Here is a 24,509-nt window from a genome sequence, read left to right as displayed (position 1 = left end):
CCCGTACGCACGTCGGAGGTCAGGACTCCGTGCCGGTCTCCCGGCGGACCTGGAGGAGGTCCTCCAGCTGCTCCTCACGGGCCTGCGCGGCCACGAACAGCAGCTCGTCGCCGGCTTCCAGGGTCTCCTCGGCGCTCGGCGTCAGCACCCGCGAACCGCGGATGATCGTCACCAGCGAGGTGTCCTGCGGCCAGGCCACGTCCCCGACCGCGGTGCCGGCGACCGCCGACTCCGGCGGCAGCGTCAGCTCGACCAGGTTCGCGTCGCCGTGGCTGAAGCGGAGCAGTCGGACCAGGTCGCCGACGCTCACCGCCTCCTCGACCAGGGCCGACATCAGACGCGGCGTCGAGACGGCCACGTCCACGCCCCAGGCCTCGTTGAAGAGCCACTCGTTCTTCGGGTTGTTCACCCGGGCGACCACGCGCGGCACGCCGTACTCGGTCTTGGCGAGCAGCGAGACGACCAGGTTGACCTTGTCGTCACCGGTCGCCGCGATCACCACGTTGCAGCGCTGCAGCGCCGCCTCGTCCAGCGAGGTGATCTCGCAGGCGTCGGCCAGCAGCCACTCCGCCTGCGGCACCCGCTCCACCGAGATGGCGGTCGGCGCCTTGTCGACCAGCAGGACCTCGTGCCCGTTCTCCAGGAGCTCGCCCGCGATGGAACGGCCCACCGCACCCGCGCCCGCAATAGCGACACGCATCAGTGACCGCCCTCCTCGGGACCCTCGGCGAAGGCCGCCTCGACCTTCGCGATCTCGTCCGTACGCATCATCACGTGCACCAGGTCGCCTTCCTGGAGCACCGTCTGCGAGGTCGGCAGAATCGCTTCGCCCAGTCGGGTGAGGAAGGCGACGCGGACGCCGGTCTCCTCCTGGAGCCGGCTCACCTTGTGGCCGATCCACGCCGGGGAGGTGTGCACCTCGGCGAGCTGCACGCCACCGCTCGGGTCGCGCCACAGCGGCTCCGCGCCCGAGGGCAGCAGCCGGCGGAGCATCTGGTCGGCGGTCCAGCGGACCGTGGCGACCGTCGGGATCCCGAGGCGCTGGTAGACCTCGGCGCGACGCGGGTCGTAGATCCGCGCCGCCACGTTCTCGATGCCGAACATCTCGCGCGCGACCCGCGCCGCGATGATGTTGGAGTTGTCGCCGCTGCTCACCGCGGCGAAGGCACCGGCCTCCTCGATCCCGGCCTCACGCAGCGTGTCCTGGTCGAAACCCACGCCCGTGACCCGGCGCCCGCCGAAGCCCGAGCCCAGACGGCGGAAAGCCGTCGGGTCCTGGTCCACGACCGCGACGGTGTGCCCCTGCTGTTCGAGGGTCTGCGCGAGAGCGGCTCCCACTCGCCCGCAGCCCATGATGACGATGTGCACGTCCCCTTACCCCGCACTCCTGATCGCCTTGCTGACCTGCGAATACACCCTGCTCACAACTTTCCTCGCCCGATCGGCCCGGGCCGTGGCGGGCGACACCCTGACGGATCGCCCGGTCCGAGCTTAAGCGGCAACGCTGGCGGGGACCGCACCGGAGGTGGTACTCAGGGAGATTCGGTGCGGATCGGGGGTGCCGGTACGCGTGGCTCTTTTCGAACGCTTACGATCCTCTGCGTGTCCAAACTGACCGACGTGCCCAAACGGATCCTGATCGGGCGGGCCCTGCGCAGCGACAAGCTGGGAGAGACCCTTCTCCCGAAGCGGATCGCCCTCCCCGTCTTCGCCTCCGACCCGCTGTCCTCGGTGGCGTACGCGCCCGGCGAGGTGCTGCTCGTCCTCTCCGTCGCCGGACTGTCGGCCTACCACTTCAGCCCGTGGATCGCGCTCGCGGTCGTCGTCCTGATGTTCACGGTGGTCGCCTCGTACAGGCAGAACGTGCACGCGTACCCGAGCGGCGGCGGCGACTACGAGGTCGCCACCACCAACCTCGGGCCGAAGGCCGGACTCACCGTCGCGAGCGCCCTGCTCGTCGACTACGTCCTGACCGTCGCCGTGTCGATCTCCTCGGGCATCGAGAACCTCGGTTCGGCCGTCCCGTTCGTCGTCGAGCACAAGGTCGCCTCGGCCGTCGCCGTCATCGTGCTGCTCACCCTGATGAACCTGCGCGGGGTGAAGGAGTCGGGCAGCCTCTTCGCCATCCCGACGTACGTCTTCGTCGCCGGCGTCTTCATCATGATCATCTGGGGCGCGTACAAGGGGCTCGTCCTCGACGAGACCATGAAGGCCCCGACCGCCGACTTCGAGATCAAGGCCGAGCACCAGGGCCTGGCCGGCTTCGCGCTGGTCTTCCTGCTGCTGCGGGCGTTCTCCTCCGGCTGTGCCGCGCTCACCGGCGTCGAGGCCATCTCCAACGGCGTCCCCGCCTTCCGCAAGCCGAAGTCGAAGAACGCCGCCACCACGCTCGCCCTCATGGGCGGCCTGGCCGTCACCATGTTCTGCGGCATCATCTTCCTGGCCATGGCCACCGACGTCCGGATGGCCGAGAACCCCGGCGAGGACCTGCTCCACAACGGCCAGCCGCTCGGCGCGAGCTACGTCCAGGACCCGGTCATCTCCCAGGTCGCGGCCGCCGTCTTCGGCGACGGAACGTTCTTCTTCGTCGTCCTCGCCGCCGCCACCGCGCTCGTCCTGTTCCTGGCCGCCAACACCGCGTACAACGGCTTCCCGCTCCTCGGCTCGATCCTCGCCCAGGACCGGTACCTGCCGCGCCAGCTGCACACCCGCGGCGACCGCCTCGCCTTCTCCAACGGCATCGTGCTCCTCGCCGGCGCCGCCGCCCTGCTCGTCTGGATCTACGGAGCCGACTCCACCCGGCTGATCCAGCTCTACATCGTCGGCGTCTTCGTCTCCTTCACCCTGAGCCAGATCGGCATGGTCCGGCACTGGAACCGGCACCTGAAGACGGAGCAGGACCCGGCCAAGCGCCGCCACATGATCCGCTCCCGCGCGATCAACACCTTCGGCGCCTTCTTCACCGGTCTCGTCCTCGTCGTCGTCCTCGCCACCAAGTTCACGCACGGCGCCTGGGTCGCCCTGCTCGGCATGGTGATCTTCTACGGGACGATGACCGCGATCCGCAGGCACTACGACTCCGTGGCCGACGAGATCGCCGCCGCCGAGGAACGCCCCGACGAATACGTGCGCCCCTCCCGCGTCCGCTCGGTCGTCCTCGTCTCCAAGCTCCACAAGCCGACGCTGCGCGCACTGGCCTACGCCAAGCTGCTGCACGCCAGCGAGCTGGAGGCGCTGACGGTGAACGTCGACCCCGCCGAGACCAAGGCCCTCAAGGAGGAGTGGGAGCGGCGCGGCATCAACGTCCCGCTCAAGATCCTCGACTCGCCGTACCGCGAGATCACCCGGCCGGTCATCGAGTACGTGAAGAGCATCCGCCGCGAGAGCCCGCGCGACGCCGTCTCCGTCTACATCCCCGAGTACGTCGTCGGCCACTGGTACGAGCACCTGCTGCACAACCAGAGCGCCCTGCGCCTCAAGGGCCGGCTCCTCTTCACCCCGGGCGTCATGGTGACCTCCGTCCCGTACCAGCTCCAGTCCTCCGAGGCCGCGAAGAAGCGGGCCAGGAAGCGCCAGGAGTGGAACGCTCCGGGCTCGGTCCGCCGCGGCCCGGTGGAGAAGCGCCAGAAGGAACCGGCCGCGAAGAACAACTGAGCCGCGAAGAACAACTGAGCCGCGAAGAACAACTGAGCCGCGAAGAACAACTGAGCCGCGAAGAACAACTGAAAAAGAACAACTAGACTGGTGGGCTGCCGTCCGGACCGAGGTCCGCAGGCAGCCCACCTTCTTCTTTCTCTGGAGTCCCCGGTCATGCAGAACACCCCTGTTACGTCGCTGGTCGGGGCGGAGTACGAGGTAGAGGTCGGCCCGGTGGCCCACGGCGGGCACTGCATCGCCCGTACGGAAGCCGGTCGGGTCCTCTTCGTCCGCCACGCGCTGCCCGGCGAGCGGGTCCGGGTCCGGGTCACCGAGGGCGAGGAGACCTCCCGCTTCCTGCGCGCGGACGCGATCGAGATCCTGGACGCCTCCAAGGACCGCGTGGAGGCCCCCTGCCCCTTCGCCGGACCCGGCAAGTGCGGCGGCTGCGACTGGCAGCACGCCAAGCCCGGCGCCCAGCGCCGCCTCAAGGGCGAGGTCATCGCGGAACAGCTCCAGCGCCTGGCCGGGCTCACCCCGGAGGAAGCCGGCTGGGACGGCACGGTCATGCCGGCCGAGGGCGACAAGCTCCCCGCGGGCGAGGTCCCGCAGTGGCGCACCCGCGTCCAGTACGCCGTCGACGCCGAGGGCCACGCGGGCCTGCGCAAGCACCGCTCCCACGAGGTCGAGATCATCGACCACTGCATGATCGCCGCCGAGGGCGTCTCGGAGCTGGGCATCGAGAAGCGCAGCTGGGAAGGCATGGCCGCGATCGAGGCCATCGCCGCCTCGGGTTCGAACGACCGCCAGGTCATCCTCACCCCCCGCCCGGGCGCCCGCCTCCCCCTGGTGGAGCTGGACAAGCCGGTCTCGGTCATGCGGGTCGACGAGAAGGACGGCGGGGTCCACCGCGTCCACGGCCGCGCCTTCGTCCGCGAGCGCGCCGACGACCGCACCTACCGCGTCGGCAGCGGCGGCTTCTGGCAGGTCCACCCGAAGGCCGCGCAGACCCTCATGCTCGCCGTCATGCAGGGCCTCACCCCCCGCAAGGGCGAGACGGCCCTCGACCTCTACTGCGGCGTCGGCCTCTTCGCGGGCGCCCTCGCCGACCGCGTCGGCGACCAGGGCGCGGTCCTCGGCATCGAGTCCGGCAAGCGCGCGGTCGAGGACGCCCGCCACAACCTGGCCGGCTTCCCGCGCGTCCGCATCGAACAGGGCAAGGTCGAGTCGGTCCTCCCGCGCACCGGCATCACCGAGGTCGACCTCATCGTCCTGGACCCGCCCCGCGCGGGCGCCGGCAAGCAGACGGTCCACCACCTGGCCGGCCTGGGCGCCCGCCGCATCGCCTACGTAGCCTGCGACCCGGCGGCCCTGGCCCGAGACCTCGCCTACTTCGCGGAACGCGGCTACAGGGTGCGGACGCTGCGGGCTTTCGACCTGTTCCCGATGACCCACCACGTGGAGTGCGTGGCGATTCTGGAGCCGGTGAAGAAGGACGCCTGAGCTGCGGTTTCTCGGCTTCGGGAGGCGCCCCGACCTGTTTTCGGACCGGCGACAGGTGGAAGCTGCTGTTCAACAACTACAGTCCCCTGACCTGCGGTTGAGTGGCCAAGCGGGTGGCCCGGCCGTAGCCCCGCCGGATCGTTCACTGGAGGCTCGGATGACGCCCGTCCAGTGCCATCGCCGGCGGCCGGCAACGGCCGGCTTGGAGTGTGGCCGTGCTGATTTCGGCAGGCCCCAGTGTGCAGAAGTCACTGCGTGTGATGGCGCGCTGGGTAGGCGAGTGCCCGGCTCGGACGAAAGCGGGCTCTGGCGGTGCCGCCCGAGCCGCCTGCCAACGGACTGGGCCGACGGCGGGACTGCGCGGAGCGCCCACAGATTTCGCCGACCCCCGCTGGACAGGTAGTGATTTCATCGGGTCGTATGAGAGCCACCGCTCCGGTGTGAACGGGAGCCAGGTGTAGGCCGTTCGTGGCGTCGATGTGCTCGGCAGTGGGCAGTGCCCTCCGGCGAGATCGGGAGCCACTGATCGGGTGACCTGGCGGGTCCGGGCGGAGTGTCCGAGGAGAGCTGTGCGGGAGCGTCGGTAGCTTGTCGGTGCGGGCCCGGGTCGCCTCCCTGACAAGTCGCGGCCAGGGCCTCGTTCTCTCTCTGGGGTTCAGCGGATGAGGCCCACGGTCAGCGATCAGACAGAGTGCCTACTCAAGGTCCATGGCCGAGTCGGCCGATGGCTGACGTCCCATCGCCTCGGACGGCGTGGTCTTGATGCTGCCCGGAGCCCAGCCGAGGACTTCCTCGAAGCTGCGGGCAACGGTCGGGGTGGGTAGGTCCCCGCGGTCGCTTTCGAAGGTCCTGATGGTCGCCTCACTCAGCCAGGTGCGGTGCGCGAGCTCACGCTCTGATATGCCTTCGGCCTCACGGAACTCGATGAGGGCCTTCGCCAGCCGCGCCGATTCCTCAGTCATGACCGCAGTATGTCGCAGAGCCCAGGCCGGGACAGCCCTCGGACTCGATCCCACGCCTCCCCAGGGGCAACGGCCGCGGTACGAGGCTGAACCTGGGGCGATTTGGTCGTCCTCGCCATGCAACTGGTGCTCGTAACAGCTCTCACCTGCAGGCCAATCCCACGACAGAGTCAGATACCAGGAAAAACCTCGCGTGCTGTCCTCTCAGCCCGGGGTGGGAAAGAGCGATTCCTGGGTGGTCTGGAGGCGGTAGGACTCGGTGCCGGTCTGGATCAGCGTGCAGCGGAAGGTGATCCGGTCGGCGATGGCCGCGCAGAGGCGGGCGTCACCGAAGGTCTTGTCCCACTCGGTGAAGGGCGAGTTCGTGGCGACCGCCGTGGCCTTGCGTTCCTCGCGCTCCGTGAAGATCTGGAACAGCAGCTTCGCACCCTTGCGGTCGAGGTTGAGGTAGCCGAACTCGTCCAGACACAGCAGGTCGATCTTGCTGTAGCGGGCGATGACCGAGGACAGGCGGCGGGCCGCGTCGGCTTCGGCGAGTTCGTTCACCAGCGCGCTGGTGGTGGTGTAGCGGACCGAGAGGCCGGCCTCGGCGATCGCGGTGCCGATTCCGATCAGCAGGTGGGACTTGCCGGTGCCGGAGTCGCCGATCAGCACCAGCGGGCGGCCCTCACGGACCCAGGTGGGGGATTTGAGGTCCGCGACGACCTCGGGGGTGACGTTGGGGTTCTTCGCGAAGTCGAAGTCCTCCAGCCGCTTGGGCCTGGGGAAACGGGCCAGCCGCAGCAGCCGCTGCTGACGGCGTAGGTCGCGGTCGGCGAGCTCGACCTGCAGCAGGTCGAGCAGGAACTGCTTGTAGGTGGCCTGCTCGCGCCGGGCGGTGGCGGCCAGGTCGATGAACCGCTCACGGAACGCCGGCAGGCGGAGCTCGCGGCACGCCTCGTCGATGAGCATGTCCTCCGGGTCGCCGGGCAGCGACATCCTGCGCGGGGGGACCTTGTCGGTCCCTGGCTCCTCGTCCTGGTCGGTGACGGTGATGGTCGGGCTCATGCGCCGTGGCCTTTCTGGGTCTGGCTGGTGCGGCTGGGAAGTGGGCTCAGCAGCCGGTCGTACTTGCTCATGTCGGGCAGTGCCTGGCGCGGGTCGGGCGGCAGACGGCGCGCGTGCAGCGAGATCACCTGCGCTTCTTGTTCCCCGGACACGGGTGACGAGCTGTCCGGCGGCGCCTCGCCGGGGCCGGCCAGGAGCTCGGCGTCGTCCGCGTCGGTGCCTTCCATCGCCTTGCGGGCCTCGATCGCGACCAGATCGGTGGAGACCGACCCGATCCGCAGACAGGTCTGCATCGCCTTGACCAGTGCCTCGGCGGGAAGCTGGCGGTGCAAAAGCAGCACCTCGATCAGCATCCGGGTGCCCTCGCGGTCCCCGGCCTTGGCCTTCGCCGCCGCCCAGAACGCCTCGTGGACCTTGGTGAAGCCGCCCTCCGCGCGGGCCTGCGCAAGCGCGGAGGCCCCGGCGAACGCGCCCGGCTTGACCAGCAGGATCTCCAGGTAGTGGTCCAGGATGTCGTGGTAGGTGTAACGCCTGGTCAGCCTGGGGTGGCGGGTGACGACCTTGCGCCCGTCGAACACCCACAGCTCGTTCGCCCGCAGCTTGACCCGCACCTTCGTGCCGATGAACTTCGCCGGCACCGAGTAGTAGCACTGCCTCACCGTGATCCGGGAGTTCCGGGCGACCGTCGGCGTCAGGTCGATCCCGCAGTCATAGTCGTCCGCCGGCAGCGGCCGCAGCTTCTCCCGCTCGGCCTCGAAGTCGAACCCGATCGAGGTGGGTCGGCCGTGGATGTGCCGGGCGTCCTCCGCGACATCGATGGCTGCCAGCCGCTCGTTCAGCTCCGCCAACGAGTCCACCTGCGGCGGCGGGACCAGATGCTTGCGGCGGAACCGGCCGCCCTCGTGCTCCACCCCGCCCTTCTCATGGGCGCCGTCCTCACCAGGAGCGCAGTAGAACGCCGAGAACTGATACCAGGACTTGAACGACGCCCACCTGGCCGACTCCAGCCTGGACCGGCCGAACAGCACCTGCTTGACCGCGGGCTTGAGGTTGTCGTATCGGATGTGGACCGACGGCACCCCGCCCAGCACCGCGAACGCCTCCACGTGCCCTTCCAGGAACGCCTCCTGGGACGCGGTCGCGTAGACCCGGTGCACCGCCTTGCCCGAATACGACAGCCGCAGCGTGAACAGCACGCACTTGCGCCGCTGCCCGGCCAGGTCCAGCCAGAAGTCCGCGAAGTCGACCTCCGCCTCCTCGCCCGGCCTCTTCGCTGCGGGACCATGCCCTCCAGATGCCGGCGGCCCTCCAGAGCCTCCGCCCGGATCTGCGGGCGCCGCTTGGCCACGTAGTCGTAGACCGTCGTCAGCCCGGCCAGCTCGAAATCATGCTCCGCCGCCAGACGCTCCCTGATCCTCGGGATCGTGTGCTTCTGCTTCGCCGGCGCGTCCAGATCCTCGCGCAGCATCGCGTCGATGAAGCCCTTCACCGGCTCCAGCACGCTCGGCCGTGGCGGCGGCGACTTCCGTTTCGGCGGCACCGGCGACTCCAACGCCTTCCGCACCGTGTTCCGCGAGACCTTGAACCGCGCGGCAAGCTCCCGCCCCGACAGCCCTTCCTCGCGATGAGCCCGGCGAATCCTCTCGAACAGCCACTCACGTGACCTGTGCACCAGCGGTCTCCCTGACCTGGACCGTGATCAACAGGCACAGCGTGACGGCCAAGCGGCGCAACCCTCCGCGATTACTCCGAAAGCGGCATGTTCCACACCATCACACCGACTGGCTCCCGATCTCACCGGAGAACAACCGGCTCCCCAACAGGCCGGAGTTGTGGCTCTCCTTCACCCCGATAAAAACACAGGTAGACCTCGGAGAAGCCGGATCAGCTAAAGGCCGTGCTGGTCGAGCATCGCCATCAGTTTGCGTTTGCGCCTCTGGTCGGTGCGCAGGGTGGTCATGTATGCGGTGAAGGCGTCCCGCGTGCCGAGGGCGCGGTGGCAGATGCGGGCGCTGAGCAGGAGTTCGGTCAGGTGCTTGTACGTCACGTCGCCCGTTTGCGTGAGCAGGGGGCCGATGAGCCGGAGGTACACGGCCAGGGCGTCGGCAGGGCGAGCTTCGCGTGTGCGGTCGGCGAGGGTGAGCCATTGACCGGCGTCGGCGTGGCCTTGAGTGGCCGCATCCCAGGCCGCGTCGAGGTCGCCGTCGTCCAGCAAGGCGGAGACCAGGGCAGAGCCCGGGTGTCCGAGGCTCTTGCGGGGCCGGGCATCTGCGCGGAGTGCGTCCAGTGCCTGTGTCCGCTCTGCCTCGTCCCAGCAGCCGATTGCGAGGGCTGCCGTACGCAGGTGCTGGTACGCGGACAGGGAGCGGCTGCGCAGTAGCACCTCACGGCGGATCCGTACCACTTCGGCCGGGCGGCGGGCCCGGATGTAGCGCTCGCACACGAAGTCCACCAGGCGGGGATCCGGGCCGTGGTCGGGTTCGGCCTCACGCAGGCCCCGCTCCGCCCACTCCAGGGCTTCGGCCGGGCGGGCCGCCCGCTCCAGCTCTTGGGCGATGAGCAGGTGGGTGGCGCCCGACGGGGCCAGGTCCGCGGAGTGGAGGGCGATCAGTGCGTCCACGCTGCCTTCCATGCGCAGCAGTTGTTCCATGAGGTCTTTCGCCGCCCAGTCCTTGGGGTTCTCGCGCAGGACGGCCGCGGCCCGTTCGTGTGCCCGTGTCCAGCCCGCCGCCTTCAGGACGTCTGCGTACTCGGACAACAGGATGTCCGTGGTGTGGCTCAGGTCGCTCACGAGGTGGTCCACCAGCCAGTCGGCGGTCTGCGCCGGATCGGGGTGGGCCACCAGGCAGGCCTCGAGGTGAGCTGCGGCCAGTCCGTTCGCCACCTCGCCGATGAACCCGTCCGAGTCGTCGATCTCTTCGTAGGTCCGGGTGAGACTTTCGATCGCGTCACGTGCCACCTCCACCGCTTCCGCCGCCCGGCCGACTTTCGTCAGTGTGCGCAGCGCAGAGACCGCCTCTGCGGCCTGGAGGCCGTAGGCGCGGGCGTCCGCGTACTCGACGTAGCCGTAGCGGGCGAAGGGCCGCGTGTCGAGCAGCGCCAGGATGCGCCCTCGTACGGCGCCGGGATCGTCGCCGGCGGCTGACGCTCGCAGTTCCAGCCGACGGCGCAGGTCGCGGTCGGCCGCGATGTGCTCCTTCACCAGGGCCAGGAGTTCGTCCCGGCTGCGGTTCTCCAGCCAGGTGGCCAGTTGTCGGCCGCGGGATGCGGCGGCAGCACGCTGCTTCGGTACCGACTCCGATTGCTGCAGGACGGCCAGGCCCACTGCCACGCAGTGCTTGCAGAAGTTGCCTTCCTGCCCGTACGGGCAGTCGCACCACCCGGTGAGGCCGTCCTCGTGCTCCGTCAGTTCGACCTCGTAGACGTCGGTGCCGTCGACGGTCGCGGTGATCGTCCTCTCTCCGATCTCCAGAGCGGACACACGGGACAGGTATCCGAGGCCGCGATCGAACGACCGAGCCCCAGCCAGTCGGCGCAGATCGTCCCTTCCGAAACCCAGCGCGTTGCTCATGGCTCCCATTCAACGGGATCGGGGGCACCTGGGTAGACGGATCGTGAAGAGCACCGGTCGTCTGGCGAACGGCGACCGGTGGCCTTTCGTTCGGCAGCAGACTCAGTTCACGATGAGTGCTGTGGCCGGCCAGTGGCAAACGCCGGCGCGTCACGTGGAGTGCGTGGCGATCCTGGAGCCCGTGAATTGGGGCGGTGCCCTAGAGAAGGCCGTGAGCGTGTGCCGGCACGCCGCGGCCTTCTTGTTCGGGGTGACGTGCTGCTGTGATCAGCGTCACGTGGTTTCTCCGTGATGTTTCCCCAGGTGGATCCGCTGGGTCTGCCGGCGGATTCCGCCACTCCTATGGGGAAGGGTGGTCATCAGTGGACTGCGAGAGCCTGGCGTTGTGCGCGGACGGTATGGAGGGGTGTGCGGCGGAGTTCGTCGAGCGGGTGGGGCTGCGGGTGCGGCTGCCCCTGGACTACTCCGTGGGGAGTCTGCGGGTGGTCGACCGGCTCATCGACGGGCTGCGGCGGGGCGGTGCCGGGCGGGAGAGCGTCGCCGGGACCCTGCTCGGGCTCGGTGCCTACGTGGGGGAGGTGCTGGTGCGGGAGGCCGGGGGCGTCTGGGTGGATCTGCCCGCCGAGCATCTGTTGCGGTCGGTCTTCGGGCACCCCGTCGCGGTGCGGATGCCGGACGGGCGGGTGTGGAATCCGCTGGGCCGGACCGTGAACCGCTTCGAGCTCGGACCCAAGGAGTCCCTGCACACCTACTTCCTCACCCTGCACGGGCGGCGGTCCGCCCGTGTGCGCCGCGGGCTGACCCGTATCCCGGACACGGTGTCGGGAAAGGCCTGTTGATGGTCTGAAAGGATGTACGTCCTCCGGTTGTTCCATGGGGGCCGGAGTTCGTAGGTGTACGGGGTGTGAAGAGGTCGGTGGGCGAGGGAACGGGGCATGCGCCCGCCACGGCACGGGGACAGGAGCACGAGGCTCCCTCCGGTGTGGGTCGTGACGCTCGGCTCGGCTCGGTCGTCGAGCGGGCCCAGCGGGGGGACGAGGAGGCCTTCGCCGAGGCCTATCGGATGGTTCATCCCGGGCTGCTGGGCTACCTGCGGGGGATCGTCGGCGAGGACGCCGAGGACGTCGCCTCCGAGGCGTGGCTGGAGATCGCCCGGGACCTCGGACGCTTCCGCGGTGACGGCGCCGGCTTCCGCGGCTGGACCGCGACCATCACCCGCCACCGGGCCCTCGACCATCTGCGTCGCGTACGGGCGCGGCCCCGCCCCGCCCGCTTCGAGCAGGACCTTTACGAGCTCCCGGCCGCCGGAGACGCCGCCGGCGAGGCGCTGGACGCGCTGTCGACGGAGCACGCGCTCGCCCTCATCGCGGGTCTCCCGCAGGACCAGGCCGAGGCCGTGCTCCTCCGTGTCGTCGTCGGTCTCGACGGTCCTTCGGCCGCCCGAGTACTGGGCAAGCGTCCCGGTGCGGTACGGTCCGCCGCACATAGGGGATTGAGGCGACTTGCGAGACAACTCAAGGGGAAAGGGAGGTGACGGATGCCTGACGAGCTGTGGGACAGCCAGGCGGGAAGGCTGTTGCGGGCTGCTCTGAGCGCCGAGCCCGGGGCGGGTGGTGACGTCGTCACCGCAGGGGAGTCGGGTGCTCGTGCCGCCTTCCGGGCCGCCCGTGACTCCGGGCTCCATGCGACATCGGCTGTCCGTGAGGCGGACGACTGGACCCCCGTCGTCGGTACGCCGTGGACCTCCCGGCGCCCCCTCAAGGCCCTCGTGGCCACGCTGGCCGCCAGCGTGACCCTCGGCGGTGTCGCCGTCGCCGCCGGCGGCCTCCCCGGGAACTTCCTCGGCACGCCCGCCCCGACCTCCGAACCCCAGCCCACCCGCTCCCTGCCCCACCCGGCTTCCGTACCCACGGACGCCGTTGGGAAGGGTGTCGCCACGCGGTCCGCCCCTCCGGGGACCCCTGCCCCCCTGCGTCCGGAGAAGGACCCCCCGGAGCTCCCCGGCCAAGGGCAGGACGCCCTCTGCCGTGCCCTGGAAAAGGGGGGCCGGGACAGCGGCAAGGCGTCGAAGTCCGCTGCCTGGCAACGGCTCGTGGCCGCCGCCGGGGGCGAGGAGCTCGTTCCCGAGTACTGCCGGAACCACTCTCTCCCCGCCCCGGCCCCGTCCGCTGCTTCCCGCCCGAACGAGGCCGGCGGCCGAGGCGCACCCTCCGCCAATTCCGGCAGAAGGCCCGAACGGTCGCGCTCCGAAAAGCCCTGACGGCTTCCCGGGGACGCCGGGCCGGTGTGACCCGTACCCGGCGTTCCCGGGGACGCCGGGCCGGTGTGACCCGTACCCGGCTAGAGGTCGAACTCGTGCGGCGGCAGTTCGAGGGTGAAGCACGCCTCGCGGACCACCGCCTGCTCGGTCTTGTCGAAGTCGCCGTCTGCGCCGCCGATCACGATGCCGATCTGCACGACGGCCCGGGCCTCGGCCGGCTTCTTCTTCGCCTTGGCGATCTCCTGGAGCACGCTCACCTTGCCGAAGTCGAAATCGGCGGTCAGTTTGTCCAGGTTGGCGTCGAACCGGCGCTGGAGATCGATCGCGTCGAAGTTCTGCAGCACCTCGTTGCTCGCGATGAGCTGGGCGACCCGGCGGCGCTCGGCGGGGTCGACGGTGCCGTCCGCGGCGGCGACGAGCGCGCACATGGCCATGCTCGCGTCGCGGAACGCGCCGCTCTTGAGGTCGTTCTTCCTCGCCACCAGCTGGGTCTGCATCGTCGATGCGGATTCCTTGACGCGGTCCCACAGGGCCATGTGCACTCCAGACGTCGTCGAGCGTCGCTTCGGTCGGTTGCTTCTACGTGCTTGTAGAACGTAGTGGTGGGGTCTGGGGTTCCCGAGTGCGGGAGAAGGGCGTGCCGCTCACCCGCCCAGGAGCCGGAGCGAGGCCCACAGCGCCACCGTCGAGGCGATCAGGGCGGCCGGGGTCGTGAGCAGTCCGAGCCGCGTGAACTCGCCGAGGGTGACCGGGTGGTCGTGGTCCTGGGCGATGCGCCGCCAGAGGAGCGTGGCGAGCGAGCCGGCGTACGTGAGGTTGGGGCCGATGTTCACGCCGAGCAGCACCGCGAGTACCGCACCCGGGCCGGAGGCGGCCGCCAGCGGCACCAGAGCCAGGGTCGCCGGCAGGTTGTTGATCAGGTTGGCCAGGACCGCGGCGAGCGCGGCCGTGCCGAGCAGGGCCGGGAGCGAGGTGCCGTCCGGGAGGACGTGGGCGAGTGCGGTGCCGAGGCCCTGGTCGACGACGGCGCGGACGACGACCCCCAGTGCCAGGACGAACGCCAGGAAGGGCAGTGCCGCCGAGCGGACGAGCGCGCGCGGGGTGGTGCGGCGCCGGGCCAGGGCGCGTACGGCCAGGACCGTGGCGCCCGCCGCGGCCGCCCAGGCCGGGTCGAGACCGGTCGCCGAGGCGAGGCCGAAACCGGCGAGCGTCGCGGCCACCGTGCACAGGGCGAACAGCGGCAGAGCGACGGGTTCCGGAGGCTCGGCGGAGGGGGCCGGGGCGGTGAGGTCGCGGCCGAAGAAGCGGCGGAAGACCCCGTACTCGACCGTGATGGCGGCGAGCCAGGGGAGCAGCATCAGGAGCGCGAACCGGGTGAAGCCGAGCCCGGTGGCGGTGAAGGCGAGCAGGTTGGTGAGGTTCGAGACGGGCAGGAGCAGCGAGGCCGTGTTGGACAGGTGGGCGCTCGCGTAGGAGTGAGGTCCCGGCCGGACCCCCATCCGGGCCGCGGTCGCGAAGACGACCGGGGTCAGCAGGACGACCGTCGCGTCCAGGCTCAGGACGGCGGTGATCAGCGAGGCGAGGCCGAACACGGCGCCGAGCAGCCGTCGGGGGCGGCAGCGGGCCCAGCGGGCCATCCAGGCACCGCAGGCGTGGAAGAGCCCCTCGTCGTCGCAGAGCTTGGCGAGGACGAGCACCGCCGCGAGGAAGCCGATCACCGGTCCGAGGCGCTCGGCCTCCTCCCGCACGGCCTCGGGCGTGACCGCGCCCACGGCCAGGACGGCTCCGGCGGCGGGGACGGCGAAGGCCGCCTCGGGCAGGCGGAACGGGCGGGCGACGGCACCGGCGAGAACCACGGCCAGGGCGAGGACGGAGACGGCCGGCACGAGGGCGGAGGCGGACGGGGCGAGGGCGAGCACGGAGGCGGATGGGGCCGGGGTGAGCACCGAGGCTGATGGGGCCAGGGCGAGCGCGGCGACGGGTGGAGCGAGGGCGAGCATGTGTTCGATCATCCGGGTCGGCTGCGGCGGATCTTGAGGGGGGTGTCCCGCCCCGGCTGATCGGTCGTCAGAACTGATCCCCTGCCGGACCCTTGTGGACCTCGCCCTCATCAATAAAATGTCACACACCACACAAGGGAGTCCTCATGGTCCACGCGCAAGTCCCCGTGCACCGCGCCCACCCCTGGCACGGGATCATGGTCGCCACCGCCCTCCCCTTCCGCGAGGACGGCTCCGTCGACCACGACGCCTACGCGCGGCACGTGGCCCGGCTCATCGCCGACGGCTGCGACGGGGTCGTCCCGAACGGCTCCCTCGGCGAGTACCAGACCCTCACCGACGCCGAGCGCGCCCAGGTCGTCCGTACCGCCGTCGAAGCGGCCGGAGACGGCGCGCGGGTCATGCCGGGCGTCTCCGCCTACGGCAGCGCCGAGGCCCGCCGCTGGGCCGAGCAGGCCGCCGAGGCCGGCGCGGGCTCGGTCCTGCTCCTGCCGCCCAACGCCTACCGGGCCGACGAGCGGTCCGTCCGCGCCCACTACGCCGAGGTCGCCGAGGCCGGTCTGCCGGTCGTCGCGTACAACAACCCCTTCGACACCAAGGTCGACCTCACCCCCGCCCTCCTCGCCCGGCTGCACGCCGACGGCAGCATCGTCGCCGTCAAGGAGTTCAGCGGCGACGTCCGCCGCGCCTACGAGCTCGCCGAACTCGCCCCCGGCCTCGACCTGCTCGTCGGCGCCGACGACGTCCTCCTCGAACTCGCCCTCGCCGGCGCGGTCGGCTGGATCGCCGGCTTCCCCAACGCCCTCCCGCGCGCCTGCGCCACCCTCTACCGGGCCGCCGTCGCCGGCGACCTCGCCCTCGCGCTGCCGCTCTACCGCTCGCTGCACCCGCTCTTCCGCTGGGACTCCAGGATCGAGTTCGTCCAGGCGATCAAGCTCTCCATGGACCTCGCCGGCCACACCGGGGGAGCCACCCGTCAGCCCCGCCTCCCGCTGACGCCCGAACAGGAGGCCGTCGTGCGCTCCGCCACCGAGAAGGTCCTCGCCGAGGGCCACGCGTAGAGCCCATCACTCACACATCAGAAGGGGACCCCATGCGCACCCGCCACGTCTACCACGCGGTGGACTCCCACACCGAAGGCATGCCCACCCGCGTCATCACCGGCGGTTTCGGGATCATCCCGGGCGCCACGATGGCCGAGAAGCGGCTCCACTTCGCCGAGCACCTCGACCACGTCCGCACCCTCCTCATGTACGAGCCGCGCGGCCACGCGGCGATGAGCGGCGCGATCCTCCAGCCGCCCACCCGCCCCGACGCCGACTACGGCGTCCTCTACATCGAGGTGTCCGGCCTCCTCCCGATGTGCGGCCACGGCACCATCGGCGTCGCCACCGTCCTCGTCGAGACCGGCATGGTGCCGGTCGTCGAACCGGTCACCACGGTCCGCCTCGACACCCCGGCGGGGCTCGTCAGCGTCGACGTCCGCGTCGAGGACGGCCGGGCGTGCTCCGTCACCCTCACCAACGTGCCCGCCTTCTCCGTCGGCCTCGACCTCAAGGTCGACGTGCCCGGCTACGGCACGGTCACCTACGACCTCGCGTACGGCGGCAACTTCTACGCCTTCGTCGACCTCGACGCCCTGGGCCTGCCGTTCGACCGCGCCCACAAGCAGGAGCTGCTCGCCGCCGGGCTCGCCGTCATGGACGCGGTCAACGCCGGCCCCGACCGGCCCGTCCACCCCGAGAACCCGGCCTTCGCCGGGGTCAAGCACGTCTATCTCACCGCCCCCGGCTCCGACGCGACCCGCTCGCGCCACGCCATGGCCATCCACCCCGGCTGGTTCGACCGCTCCCCGTGCGGTACCGGCACCAGCGCCCGCATGGCCCAGCTGCACGCGCGCGGACTGCTCGCCCCGCACACCGACTTCGTCAACGAGTCCTTCATCGGCACCGAGTTCACCGGGCGGATCGTCGACGAGACGACCGTGGGCGGACTGCCCGCCGTCGTCCCGACCGTCACCGGCCGCGCCTGGATCACCGGCACCGCCCAGTACTTCCTCGACCCCGACGACCCGTTCCCCGCCGGGTTCCTGCTCTGAGACCCCGTACCGGTGGCTGGAGAAACGTGACATTGTACGATGCTCCCCCGTGACTTCTCGGAGGACGCACGATGGGTGACCTGAAACAGTACGGTCTCGTCAGGGCGCAGGAACGGCTCCGCGACCAGGTCGGCCACGCCCTTCGCGCCGCCCTGATCGCCGGGGAACTGCGCCCCGGCCAGGTCTACTCGGCCCCCGGGCTCGCGAGCGACCTCGGCGTCTCCGCGACCCCGGTCCGCGAGGCCATGCTCGACCTGGCCCGGGAGGGCCTGGTCGAGCCCGTCCGCAACAAGGGCTTCCGCATCACCGAGGTCAGCGAGCGGGACCTCGACCAGTACACCGAGCTCCGCACCCTCATCGAGGTCCCCACCATCGGCCGGGTCACCCGCAGGGCCACCCGGGAGCAGCTGGAGGAGCTGCGCCCGGTCGCCGAGGAGATCGTCTCCCGCGCCCGCGAGCACGACCTCATCGGCTATCTGGAGGCGGACCGCCGCTTCCACCTCGCGCTGCTCGCCCTCTCCGGGAACGAGCGGCTCGTCGAGACCGTCGGCGAGCTGCGCAAGCGCTCCCGGCTCTACGGCCTGACCGGCCTCGACGAGGCCGGCAAGCTGGTCTCCTCCGCCGAGGAGCACGTCGAACTCCTCGACCTGATGATCGCCGGGGACGCCCCCGGCGCCGAGGCCTGTATGCGCCGCCACCTCGGCCATGTCCGCTCCCTGTGGGCGGACGCGGACGCCGATCAGGCCTGACCGCACGTCTCCAGGCCCTCCGGCGGGACGATCTCCCGCTTGAGGACCTTCCCCGTCGGACCCTTCGGCAGGGCGTCCGTGAGCCAGATCCGGCGCGGGTACTTGTACGGGGCGAGCCGCTCCCGCACATGGGCGCGCAGCTCGGCGGGGGAGACCCGGCTGCCGGGCCGCAGGACGACCGCCGCGGCGACCTCCTGGCCGTGCACCGGGTGCGGGACGCCGAGGACGGCGGCCTCCGCCACGCACGGGTGGAGGTGGAGGACCTCCTCCACCTCCCTCGGGTACACGTTGAACCCGCCCCGGATCACGACGTCCTTGAGGCGGTCGACCACCCGGAAGTCGCCGGACGCGTCCCGGGTGCCGAGGTCGCCGGTGTGCAGCCAGCCGTCCCGTACCGTCTCGGCGGTGGCCTCGGGGCGGCGCCAGTACCCCTTCATGACGTTGTGGCCCCGGATGACGAGCTCGCCGACCTCGCCTTCGGGGACCTCCTTGCCGTCCCGGTCCACCACACGCATCTCCACGCCGTCGACGGGGATGCCGATCGTGCCGGGGAAGCGCGGCCGGTCGATCCGGTTCACGCAGGCCAGCGGGGACGACTCGGACAGCCCGTACCCCTCCAGTACCGCGCAGCCGAACTCGGCCTCGAAGCCGGTGAGGACCGCCACGGGGAGCGGTGAACCGCCGCACAGGCAGACCCGCAGCGAGGAGACGTCGTGGAGCGCGCGGTCCGGGTGCCGCAGCAGCAGCCCGTACATGGTGGGGACGCCGAGGAAGACCGTGACGCCGTCCCGGGCGACGAGCGCGAGCGCGCCCGCCGGGTCGAACCGGGCCATGAGGGTCAGACAGGCGCCTACGGACACGGCCGAGTTGAGCCCCATCACCTGACCGAAGGAGTGGAAGAGTGGCAGCCCGCCGAAGACCACGTCCGAGGGGCCGAGCCCCAGGACCCGCACCCCTTCGTCGACGTTGCGCCGGATGTTGCGGTGGGTGAGCTCGGCGCCCTTCGGCGCCCCGGTCGTGCCGGAGGTGTAGAGCACGACCGCCGTGTCCTGGGGGGTGCGGGACGCCGCTCGCACGCGCGCGTGGTCCGCCAACAGCCCTGTGAAGGCGTCCGGTTCGACCGCGAGGTGCGGGACGCCCGCGAGCCGGGCGCCCTCGGCGGCCTCCTCGCCGTCCTGGTGCCATGCGAGGAGCAGCGCCGCCTCGGCGTCCGCCAGACAGTGCCGGACCTCGCCCGCCCGCAGCAGCGGGTTGAGCGGCACGACGATCGCGCCCGCGCGCAGGACGCCGTAGTAGAGCACGGCGAACAGCGTGCTGTTCGGGAGCATCAGCGCGACCCGGTCGCCGGGCCCCACCCCGCGTGCGTGGAGCAGCGCGCAGGCCCGGTCGGCGAGCTCGTCGAGCGCGCCGTACGTCAGCGTGTCGGTGCCGAGCCGCAGCGCGTTCCGTTCGGGGTGCGCGGCCGCGCTCCGGGCGAGGAGTGCGGGGACGGTGCCGTCGTCGACGCTCATCAGGGGTGCTCCTTCGGGGCCGTACGGTGCGGAGTCGGTACGGGGCGGGGGACGGCGACCGCGGTCAGCAGCAGGCCCTCGCGGACGAGCCAGCGACCGGGCAGCACGCGCGGGAAGGGGGACGGCCCCGCGGGCGACGGGACCAGAAGCCGCGCCCGGAACCGGCCCACGGTCCCGGACGGCGCCGTACGCGCGCGTGGGGGTGGACACGGGCGCACTTCGGCGTCCTCGAAGCCGAGCCACGCACCGCCGTACCCGCTCCAGGCCTTGTAGACGGACTCCTTGGCGCTGAACAGCAGCCGGTCCCAGGCGATGTCCGGGCGCCGGGCGGCCAGTTCGCGCAGCCGCGCCTCCTCCGGGCCGAGCACCACCGCCTCATGGACCCCGGACGGCAGCGGCGCGTGCGGCTCGGCGTCGATGCCGAGGGCGAGGAAACGGGCCGCCGGCGCGACCGCCGCGCCCCGGTATCCCGCGCAGTGGGTGATGCTGCCGACGGTTCCCTCGGGCCACGCGGGCGCACCGCGCCGCCCCCGCAGGAGCGGGGACGCCGGGACCCCGAGGGCGGCGAGCGCCCGGTGGGCGCAGAGCCGGCCCGTCGCGAACTCGCGGCGCCTGCCGGGCACGGCGCGCGCCATCAGCGCCGCCTCCTCGGCGAAGAGCCACACCGGGGCGTGCTCGTGCGTCTCCTCGGCCCAGTGCACCCGATCGGGCAGCAGCGCGCCGAGCAGGAGACCTCCCTCGCGCCGCACGCTCACGCCCGGGCACCCGAGGGGGCGGGGGCGGGTCCGGCCGGGACAGGGGGGAACTCCGCCCACGCCGCGATCCGTTCGACCAGGCCCGCGTTGTGCCGGATCCAGCGGAAGTGGTCCAACGGCCGCCCTCCGGCGTCCGACGCCCGGTAGCTCCAGCGCCGGACCCGCGCCGAGGGCAGCTTCCCGCACAGGTGGTCCACGGCCCGGGGCGGTGCGAGCGCGTCGCCCTCGACGTCGACGGCGAGCACCGGCAGGTCCACGGCCCGCAGCGCCTCCTCGTAGTCGGCGACGGCGCCCACGGCCCCGTACCGCCCGGTCCTCATCTGCCGGGCCCAGTCCCGCATCAGGCCCACCGACTCGCGCCCGCCGAAGCCGAACCGGTGCCCCGGCCAGTACCCGAGCAGCTCCGCTCCGGCCACGCACAGCAGGCTCCGTACGAGCCACCGCGCACCCGGCCGGGGATCCGCCCCCGTACCGAGCGCGCGCCACCAGCCCGAACCGCTCGCGACCAGGACCACCCCCGCAAGACGCGGCCGGAACAGACCGCAGTGCACCAGCCCGAGCTGCCCGCCGAGGCTGTGCCCCAGAAGCAGCCGCGGCGCCTCGGGGAACGCGCGCTCGACCGCGTCGAGGACGGCGCCGACGTCGTGCTCGACGAGCTCGCGGTAGCCGAAGCGCACCCCGCGCGCCGGGACCGGGGTGCTCTCTCCGTGGCCCCGCAGGTCCGTCGTCACCACGGTCGCACCCCGCCGGTGCAGTGCCCGCGCCAGCGGGGTGTAGTGACGGGCGGCGGTGCCCATCGCCGGCAGGACGACCACGACCGGGGCGGCCGGCTCGGGGCGGGCGTGGACGCGGACCACGAGCGTGGCGCCGTCCGGGGCGGTGAGCTCGGCCAGTACGGGGAAGGGGGAGGTCTTCATCGGCGTCCGGGTTGCTCGGAGCCCTCGGAGCCCACGTCCGTCAGGCTCCAGCCGATCACGCCCGCGCCCCAGGTGACGCCCGCGCCGAACGCGGCCACCCCGAGCAGGCCCTTCGGGCCGAGGCGGCCCTCCTGCCAGGCCTGGTGGAGGGCGAGCGGGATGGAGGCGGAGGAGGTGTTGGCGACCCGGTCGACGTTCAGGTACAGCCGCTCCGGCGTGACGCCGAGCTCCTTGCCCACCGCCCGCACGATGCGCGCGTTCGCCTGGTGCGCGACGAACAGGTCGACGTCGTCGGCGGTCAGCTCCCGCCGCGCGAGGACGTCACGGGCCGCCTCGCTCATCCTCTCCACGGCCTGCACGAAGATCTCGGGGCCGTCCATCCGGAGCTTCCGGTCGTACCGGTCGGCGTACAGGAGCGGGATCAGGTCCCCGTCCGAACCGAGCCGGAACGCCGGTTCGGGAACGCCGGCCATGTCCACGTCCGCGAGGACCACCGCCCCCGCGCCGTCCCCGAGCAGGACCGCCGTCGACCGGTCCTCCTGGTCGGTGATCCGGGTCAGCGCCTCGGCGCCGCACACCAGGACGGTGCCGGCCCGGCCCGACTCGATCAGGGCGACGGCGTGGTCCAAGGCGTACACGAACCCGGCGCAGGCCGCGTGCAGGTCGAACGCGGCGGCCCGGTCCGCCCCGAGCCGGGCGGCCACCTCCACGGCGAGCCCCGGGGTGGTCCGGTCGGGGGTCGTGGTCGCCACGACGACGTGCCCCACGTCGCGCGCGGTGCGTCCCGCCTGGGCCAGGGCGGTCCGGGAGGCGGCGAGCGCGAGATCGGCGAGGTGGCCGTCCTCCGGCAGGAAATGCCGCTGCCGGATGCCGGTCCGCTTGACGATCCACTCGTCGGAGGAGCCGATGGCGGCGAAGTGGCTGTTGGGCACGGCCTGTTCGGGCAGCGCGGAGCCGATGCCGACGATCGCCGCGGTCATGAGCGGTCCTCCTTCGGTGCGGACCGGATCTCGACGATCGCCGCGCTCATGAGCGGTCCTCCTTGCCGGCGCGGGGCGGGGCGCCGATGCCCGGGGGTTCGCCGACGGCGCCGACCCCCATGCGGACGGCGTGCATCCCGCCGTCCGCGTGCACGATCTCCCCGGTGACGGTGGCCGCTAGGTCCGAGAGCAGGAACAGCACGGGGCCGACGAGCCGGGCCGGGTCCGCGCGGCTCCAGCCGAGCGGCGCCTCCTGCTCCCAGCGGTCGGCGATCCGGTCGAAGGTGCTGATGGCCCGCCCGGCCACGGTCTCGACCGGGCCGGCGGCGACGAGGTTGACGCGGATGCCGGAGTGCCCCAGATAGAGCGCGAGGTAGCGGCAGACCGCGCCCAGCGTGGCCTTGCCGACCCCCATCCAGTCGTATCCCGGCCAGGCCCCGGACGAGTCGAAGTCGAGCCCGACGACACTGCCCCTGGCCGCGCCCGCGCCGCCGCCCTCGTGCAGCAGCGGGGCGAGCGCGGTGGTCAGCGCGTGCAGCGAGAACGCCGCCGTGCGCAGGGCGAGGGTCGCGCTCTCGACCGGGGTGGTGAGGAAGTTGCCGCTGAGCGCGGACTGCGGGGCCGCGGCGATCGCGTGCAGGACGCCGTCGACCGCGCCCCAGCGCCGCTCCAGCTCCTTGGTGAGCGCGTCGAGGTCCTCGGGGCGCGTCACGTCGAGTTCCAGGACGTCGGCCGGGTACGGGAGACCGGAGGCCGCCGCCTCCGTGATCCGGCGGGTCCGCCCGAAGCCCGTCAGCAGGACCTCCGCGCCCGCCTCCTGGAGCGCCCGCGCCGTGTGCCAGGCGATCGAGTCGTCGTTGAGGACACCGGTCACCAGATAGCGGCGCCCCGAGAAGCCGAGCAGGTCGGGAATGCCGTGGGGGTCGCGGCTTTGGGGGCCGCGGGTGCCGTGGGGTTCGCGGCTTCGGGGGTCGCGGGTGCCGTGGGGTTCGCGGGGCGCGCGCATCAGGACCGTCCTTCCACGGCCAGGACCAGGGCCGCGTTGTGTCCGCCGAAACCGAAGGAGGTGGAGAGCCCGAACAACCGGCCCCCACGCGCGCGTGTGACGAGCTTTCTCGCCGTACGCACGAGGTCAAGACGGCCGAGCGCCGGGTCCGGCCGGCTCAGCCCCGCCGTCGGAGGCGCGACGCCGTGCCGCAGCGCCTGGAGGGTGGCAATGGCCTCGACCGCGCCCGCCGCCCCGAAGAGGTGCCCGAGGGCGCCCTTGGAGGAGGAGAGGGGCAGCTCGGCGAGGACGTCGGCCCCGAGGGCCTGCCGCAGGGCCTCGCACTCCAGACGGTCGTTGAGGGCGGTGCCGGTGCCGTGCGCGTTCACGTACGCCAGCTCGTCGGGCGCCACCTCGGCCTCCCGGAGGGCGAGCGCGACCGCCCGGCCCGCGGGCCCGCCGCCGGGGTCGGGCGCGGTGACGTGATGGGCGTCGGAGGTCGCCCCGTACCCCCGTACGACTCCGAGGACCTCGGCCCCGCGCCGGGCGGCGCCCTCCGCCGTCTCCAGGACGAGGATCCCGGCGCCCTCGCCGATCACGAAGCCGTCGCGGTCCCGGTCGAAGGGGCGGGCGGAACCGCTCGGCGAGAGCGCACCGGCGTTGGCGAAGGCGGCCGCCACGAGGTCCGAGGAGGAGGCCTCCGCGCCGCCCACGACGACGGCGTCGGCCGCCCCGGCGGCCAGCAGCCGCATCCCCGTGCCGACGGCCTGGGCGCCGCTGCTGCACGCGGACGCGACGCAGAGGCTCTCGCCCCGGAATCCGTGCCGCATGGAGAGGTGGGCGGCGGCCGCGTTGGCCATCATCTGCGGGATCATCAGCGGCGACACGAAGCCGGCGCCCTCCCGCTCGTACACCTCCCGCTGCGTCTCGAAGGAGGACGTTCCGCCGAGGCCGCAGCCGATGACGCAGGCGACGCGCTCGGGCGTCCAGGGTGTCCGTCCGTCGGCCCGGTGCCCGGCCTGTGTCAGGGCCTCCTCGGCCGCCACCAGGGCCAGCTGCGTGAACCGGTCGGTGCGGCGCACCAGGTTCCGCGGCAGATGGTCGGCGGCGGTGAAGTCGGCGTGCCGGACGGCCGGACGGCCGCCGGGGGCCGCCGTGTCCGCGGCGACGGCGCGCGCGTGGAGCACGCCGGCGCCGACGCCGAGCGGGGTGACCGCGCCGAAGCCTGTGACGACGACCTCACGGCCCCGCCGCGGATCACTCAACTCCGGCCTTCTCGTAGCACAGTTCGAGGATCTGGCCGACGGTGTCGATGCCGTCGAAGTCCTTCGTGCGGACCGGCACGCCGAGGTCCCGCTTGACGGACTGCGCGAGTTCGACCATGTCGAGCGAGTCGATCTCCAGGTCGTCGAGCGCGGCCCCGGGCAGGACGTCGTCGGCGTCGACGCCGAGTTCGACGAGGGCGTCGGTGATGAACTGCTCGATGGTGGCGCGGTCCAGTGTCTCGGACATGACTCTCCCGTGCGGTGTTCGGA

Annotated in this window: 22 protein-coding genes and 1 pseudogene; 8 read left to right on the top strand and 15 right to left on the bottom strand. The window is 72.0% G+C overall.

The genetic code is table 11. The features are described 5' to 3' along the window. Positions 1-19: 19 nt before the first annotated feature. On the bottom strand, positions 20-700 hold the full coding sequence (locus AC07AW_RS29545; protein WP_392157403.1) for a potassium channel family protein: 681 nt from the start codon (positions 698-700) through the stop codon (positions 20-22). Then, positions 700-1,368, bottom strand: a complete 669-nt coding sequence (locus AC07AW_RS29540; protein ID WP_041131658.1) for a potassium channel family protein — start codon at positions 1,366-1,368, stop codon at positions 700-702. The genes AC07AW_RS29545 and AC07AW_RS29540 overlap by 1 nt, the downstream gene beginning before the upstream one ends. 234 nt (positions 1,369-1,602) lie before the next feature. Between AC07AW_RS29540 and AC07AW_RS29535 the strand changes: the two genes are divergently transcribed. Together AC07AW_RS29535 and AC07AW_RS29530 are read left to right on the top strand one after the other, a co-directional pair. Beyond that, positions 1,603-3,654 (top strand): APC family permease, encoded by a 2,052-nt coding sequence (locus AC07AW_RS29535; protein WP_478818498.1) that lies wholly within the window; start codon positions 1,603-1,605, stop codon positions 3,652-3,654. A gap of 156 nt (positions 3,655-3,810) precedes the next feature. Then, positions 3,811-5,139: a class I SAM-dependent RNA methyltransferase gene (locus AC07AW_RS29530; protein WP_478818497.1), complete on the top strand. Its 1,329-nt coding sequence runs from the start codon at positions 3,811-3,813 to the stop codon at positions 5,137-5,139. A 695-nt stretch (positions 5,140-5,834) separates the two neighbouring features. Here the strand turns inward: AC07AW_RS29530 and AC07AW_RS29525 are convergent. From AC07AW_RS29525 to AC07AW_RS29510, 4 genes and pseudogenes are all read right to left on the bottom strand, one after another. Further along, positions 5,835-6,101 (bottom strand): helix-turn-helix domain-containing protein, encoded by a 267-nt coding sequence (locus AC07AW_RS29525; protein WP_478818496.1) that lies wholly within the window; start codon positions 6,099-6,101, stop codon positions 5,835-5,837. Between the two features lie 204 nt (positions 6,102-6,305). Beyond that, entirely contained in the window at positions 6,306-7,079 is a 774-nt protein-coding gene (gene istB, locus AC07AW_RS29520) for an IS21-like element helper ATPase IstB (protein WP_478818621.1), read from the bottom strand. A gap of 65 nt (positions 7,080-7,144) precedes the next feature. Then, positions 7,145-8,820 (bottom strand): annotated as a pseudogene (istA, locus tag AC07AW_RS29515) (IS21 family transposase). A gap of 216 nt (positions 8,821-9,036) precedes the next feature. Continuing rightward, on the bottom strand, positions 9,037-10,629 hold the full coding sequence (locus tag AC07AW_RS29510) for an SWIM zinc finger family protein (protein WP_478818495.1): 1,593 nt from the start codon (positions 10,627-10,629) through the stop codon (positions 9,037-9,039). A gap of 452 nt (positions 10,630-11,081) precedes the next feature. On the opposite strand from AC07AW_RS29510, the gene AC07AW_RS29505 reads away from it, so the two are divergent. The 3 genes from AC07AW_RS29505 to AC07AW_RS29495 all read left to right on the top strand — a co-directional run bounded on the left by AC07AW_RS29505 (position 11,082) and on the right by AC07AW_RS29495 (position 12,979). Next, positions 11,082-11,558, top strand: coding sequence for a hypothetical protein (locus tag AC07AW_RS29505; protein ID WP_478818494.1), 477 nt, complete (start codon positions 11,082-11,084; stop codon positions 11,556-11,558). A gap of 143 nt (positions 11,559-11,701) precedes the next feature. After that, positions 11,702-12,253, top strand: a complete 552-nt coding sequence (locus AC07AW_RS29500) for an RNA polymerase sigma factor (RefSeq protein WP_478818493.1) — start codon at positions 11,702-11,704, stop codon at positions 12,251-12,253. Positions 12,254-12,256: 3 nt separating this feature from the next. Next, positions 12,257-12,979, top strand: coding sequence for a hypothetical protein (locus tag AC07AW_RS29495; RefSeq protein ID WP_478818492.1), 723 nt, complete (start codon positions 12,257-12,259; stop codon positions 12,977-12,979). An 80-nt stretch (positions 12,980-13,059) separates the two neighbouring features. Here AC07AW_RS29495 and AC07AW_RS29490 read toward each other — a convergent pair whose 3' ends face one another. Together AC07AW_RS29490 and AC07AW_RS29485 are read right to left on the bottom strand one after the other, a co-directional pair. Then, complete coding sequence (locus tag AC07AW_RS29490) at positions 13,060-13,515, bottom strand: tellurite resistance TerB family protein (RefSeq protein WP_478818491.1); 456 nt, start codon at positions 13,513-13,515, stop codon at positions 13,060-13,062. A 108-nt stretch (positions 13,516-13,623) separates the two neighbouring features. Beyond that, positions 13,624-14,991 (bottom strand): SLC13 family permease, encoded by a 1,368-nt coding sequence (locus tag AC07AW_RS29485; RefSeq protein WP_478818490.1) that lies wholly within the window; start codon positions 14,989-14,991, stop codon positions 13,624-13,626. Positions 14,992-15,125: 134 nt separating this feature from the next. Between AC07AW_RS29485 and AC07AW_RS29480 the strand changes: the two genes are divergently transcribed. The 3 genes from AC07AW_RS29480 (at position 15,126) to AC07AW_RS29470 (ending at position 17,826) form a co-directional block, all read left to right on the top strand. Further along, positions 15,126-16,040 carry a dihydrodipicolinate synthase family protein gene (locus AC07AW_RS29480; protein WP_478818489.1) on the top strand — a complete coding sequence of 305 codons (915 nt, stop codon included), beginning with the start codon at positions 15,126-15,128 and terminating at the stop codon, positions 16,038-16,040. Between the two features lie 32 nt (positions 16,041-16,072). After that, positions 16,073-17,077 carry a proline racemase family protein gene (locus tag AC07AW_RS29475; protein ID WP_478818488.1) on the top strand — a complete coding sequence of 335 codons (1,005 nt, stop codon included), beginning with the start codon at positions 16,073-16,075 and terminating at the stop codon, positions 17,075-17,077. Between the two features lie 71 nt (positions 17,078-17,148). After that, positions 17,149-17,826 (top strand): GntR family transcriptional regulator, encoded by a 678-nt coding sequence (locus tag AC07AW_RS29470; RefSeq protein WP_478818487.1) that lies wholly within the window; start codon positions 17,149-17,151, stop codon positions 17,824-17,826. Here AC07AW_RS29470 and AC07AW_RS29465 read toward each other — a convergent pair. From AC07AW_RS29465 to AC07AW_RS29435, 7 genes are all read right to left on the bottom strand, one after another. After that, complete coding sequence (locus AC07AW_RS29465; RefSeq protein ID WP_478818486.1) at positions 17,817-19,337, bottom strand: long-chain-fatty-acid--CoA ligase; 1,521 nt, start codon at positions 19,335-19,337, stop codon at positions 17,817-17,819. The two genes, AC07AW_RS29470 and AC07AW_RS29465, sit on opposite strands and share 10 nt — an antisense overlap. Next, positions 19,337-20,092 carry a 4'-phosphopantetheinyl transferase family protein gene (locus AC07AW_RS29460; RefSeq protein WP_478818485.1) on the bottom strand — a complete coding sequence of 252 codons (756 nt, stop codon included), beginning with the start codon at positions 20,090-20,092 and terminating at the stop codon, positions 19,337-19,339. Before AC07AW_RS29460 ends, AC07AW_RS29465 begins: the two co-directional genes overlap by 1 nt. After that, positions 20,089-21,009: an alpha/beta hydrolase family protein gene (locus tag AC07AW_RS29455; protein ID WP_478818484.1), complete on the bottom strand. Its 921-nt coding sequence runs from the start codon at positions 21,007-21,009 to the stop codon at positions 20,089-20,091. The genes AC07AW_RS29460 and AC07AW_RS29455 overlap by 4 nt, the downstream gene beginning before the upstream one ends. Then, positions 21,006-21,989 (bottom strand): beta-ketoacyl-ACP synthase III, encoded by a 984-nt coding sequence (locus AC07AW_RS29450; RefSeq protein ID WP_478818483.1) that lies wholly within the window; start codon positions 21,987-21,989, stop codon positions 21,006-21,008. Before AC07AW_RS29450 ends, AC07AW_RS29455 begins: the two co-directional genes overlap by 4 nt. A 46-nt stretch (positions 21,990-22,035) precedes the next feature. Beyond that, positions 22,036-22,893 carry an enoyl-ACP reductase FabI gene (gene fabI, locus AC07AW_RS29445; protein WP_478818620.1) on the bottom strand — a complete coding sequence of 286 codons (858 nt, stop codon included), beginning with the start codon at positions 22,891-22,893 and terminating at the stop codon, positions 22,036-22,038. A 101-nt stretch (positions 22,894-22,994) separates the two neighbouring features. Continuing rightward, positions 22,995-24,239, bottom strand: a complete 1,245-nt coding sequence (locus tag AC07AW_RS29440) for a beta-ketoacyl-[acyl-carrier-protein] synthase family protein (protein WP_478818482.1) — start codon at positions 24,237-24,239, stop codon at positions 22,995-22,997. After that, the gene (locus tag AC07AW_RS29435) at positions 24,232-24,486 is read right to left on the bottom strand and encodes an acyl carrier protein (RefSeq protein ID WP_392157372.1); all 255 of its coding nucleotides are present in this window, start codon (positions 24,484-24,486) and stop codon (positions 24,232-24,234) included. The genes AC07AW_RS29440 and AC07AW_RS29435 overlap by 8 nt, the downstream gene beginning before the upstream one ends. Positions 24,487-24,509: the final 23 nt, after the last annotated feature.

Source organism: Streptomyces sp. NPDC044003, from assembly GCF_056435185.1.
The sequence above is the reverse complement of the archived record's forward strand: the minus strand, read 5'-3'. Positions and strand labels throughout refer to the sequence as shown.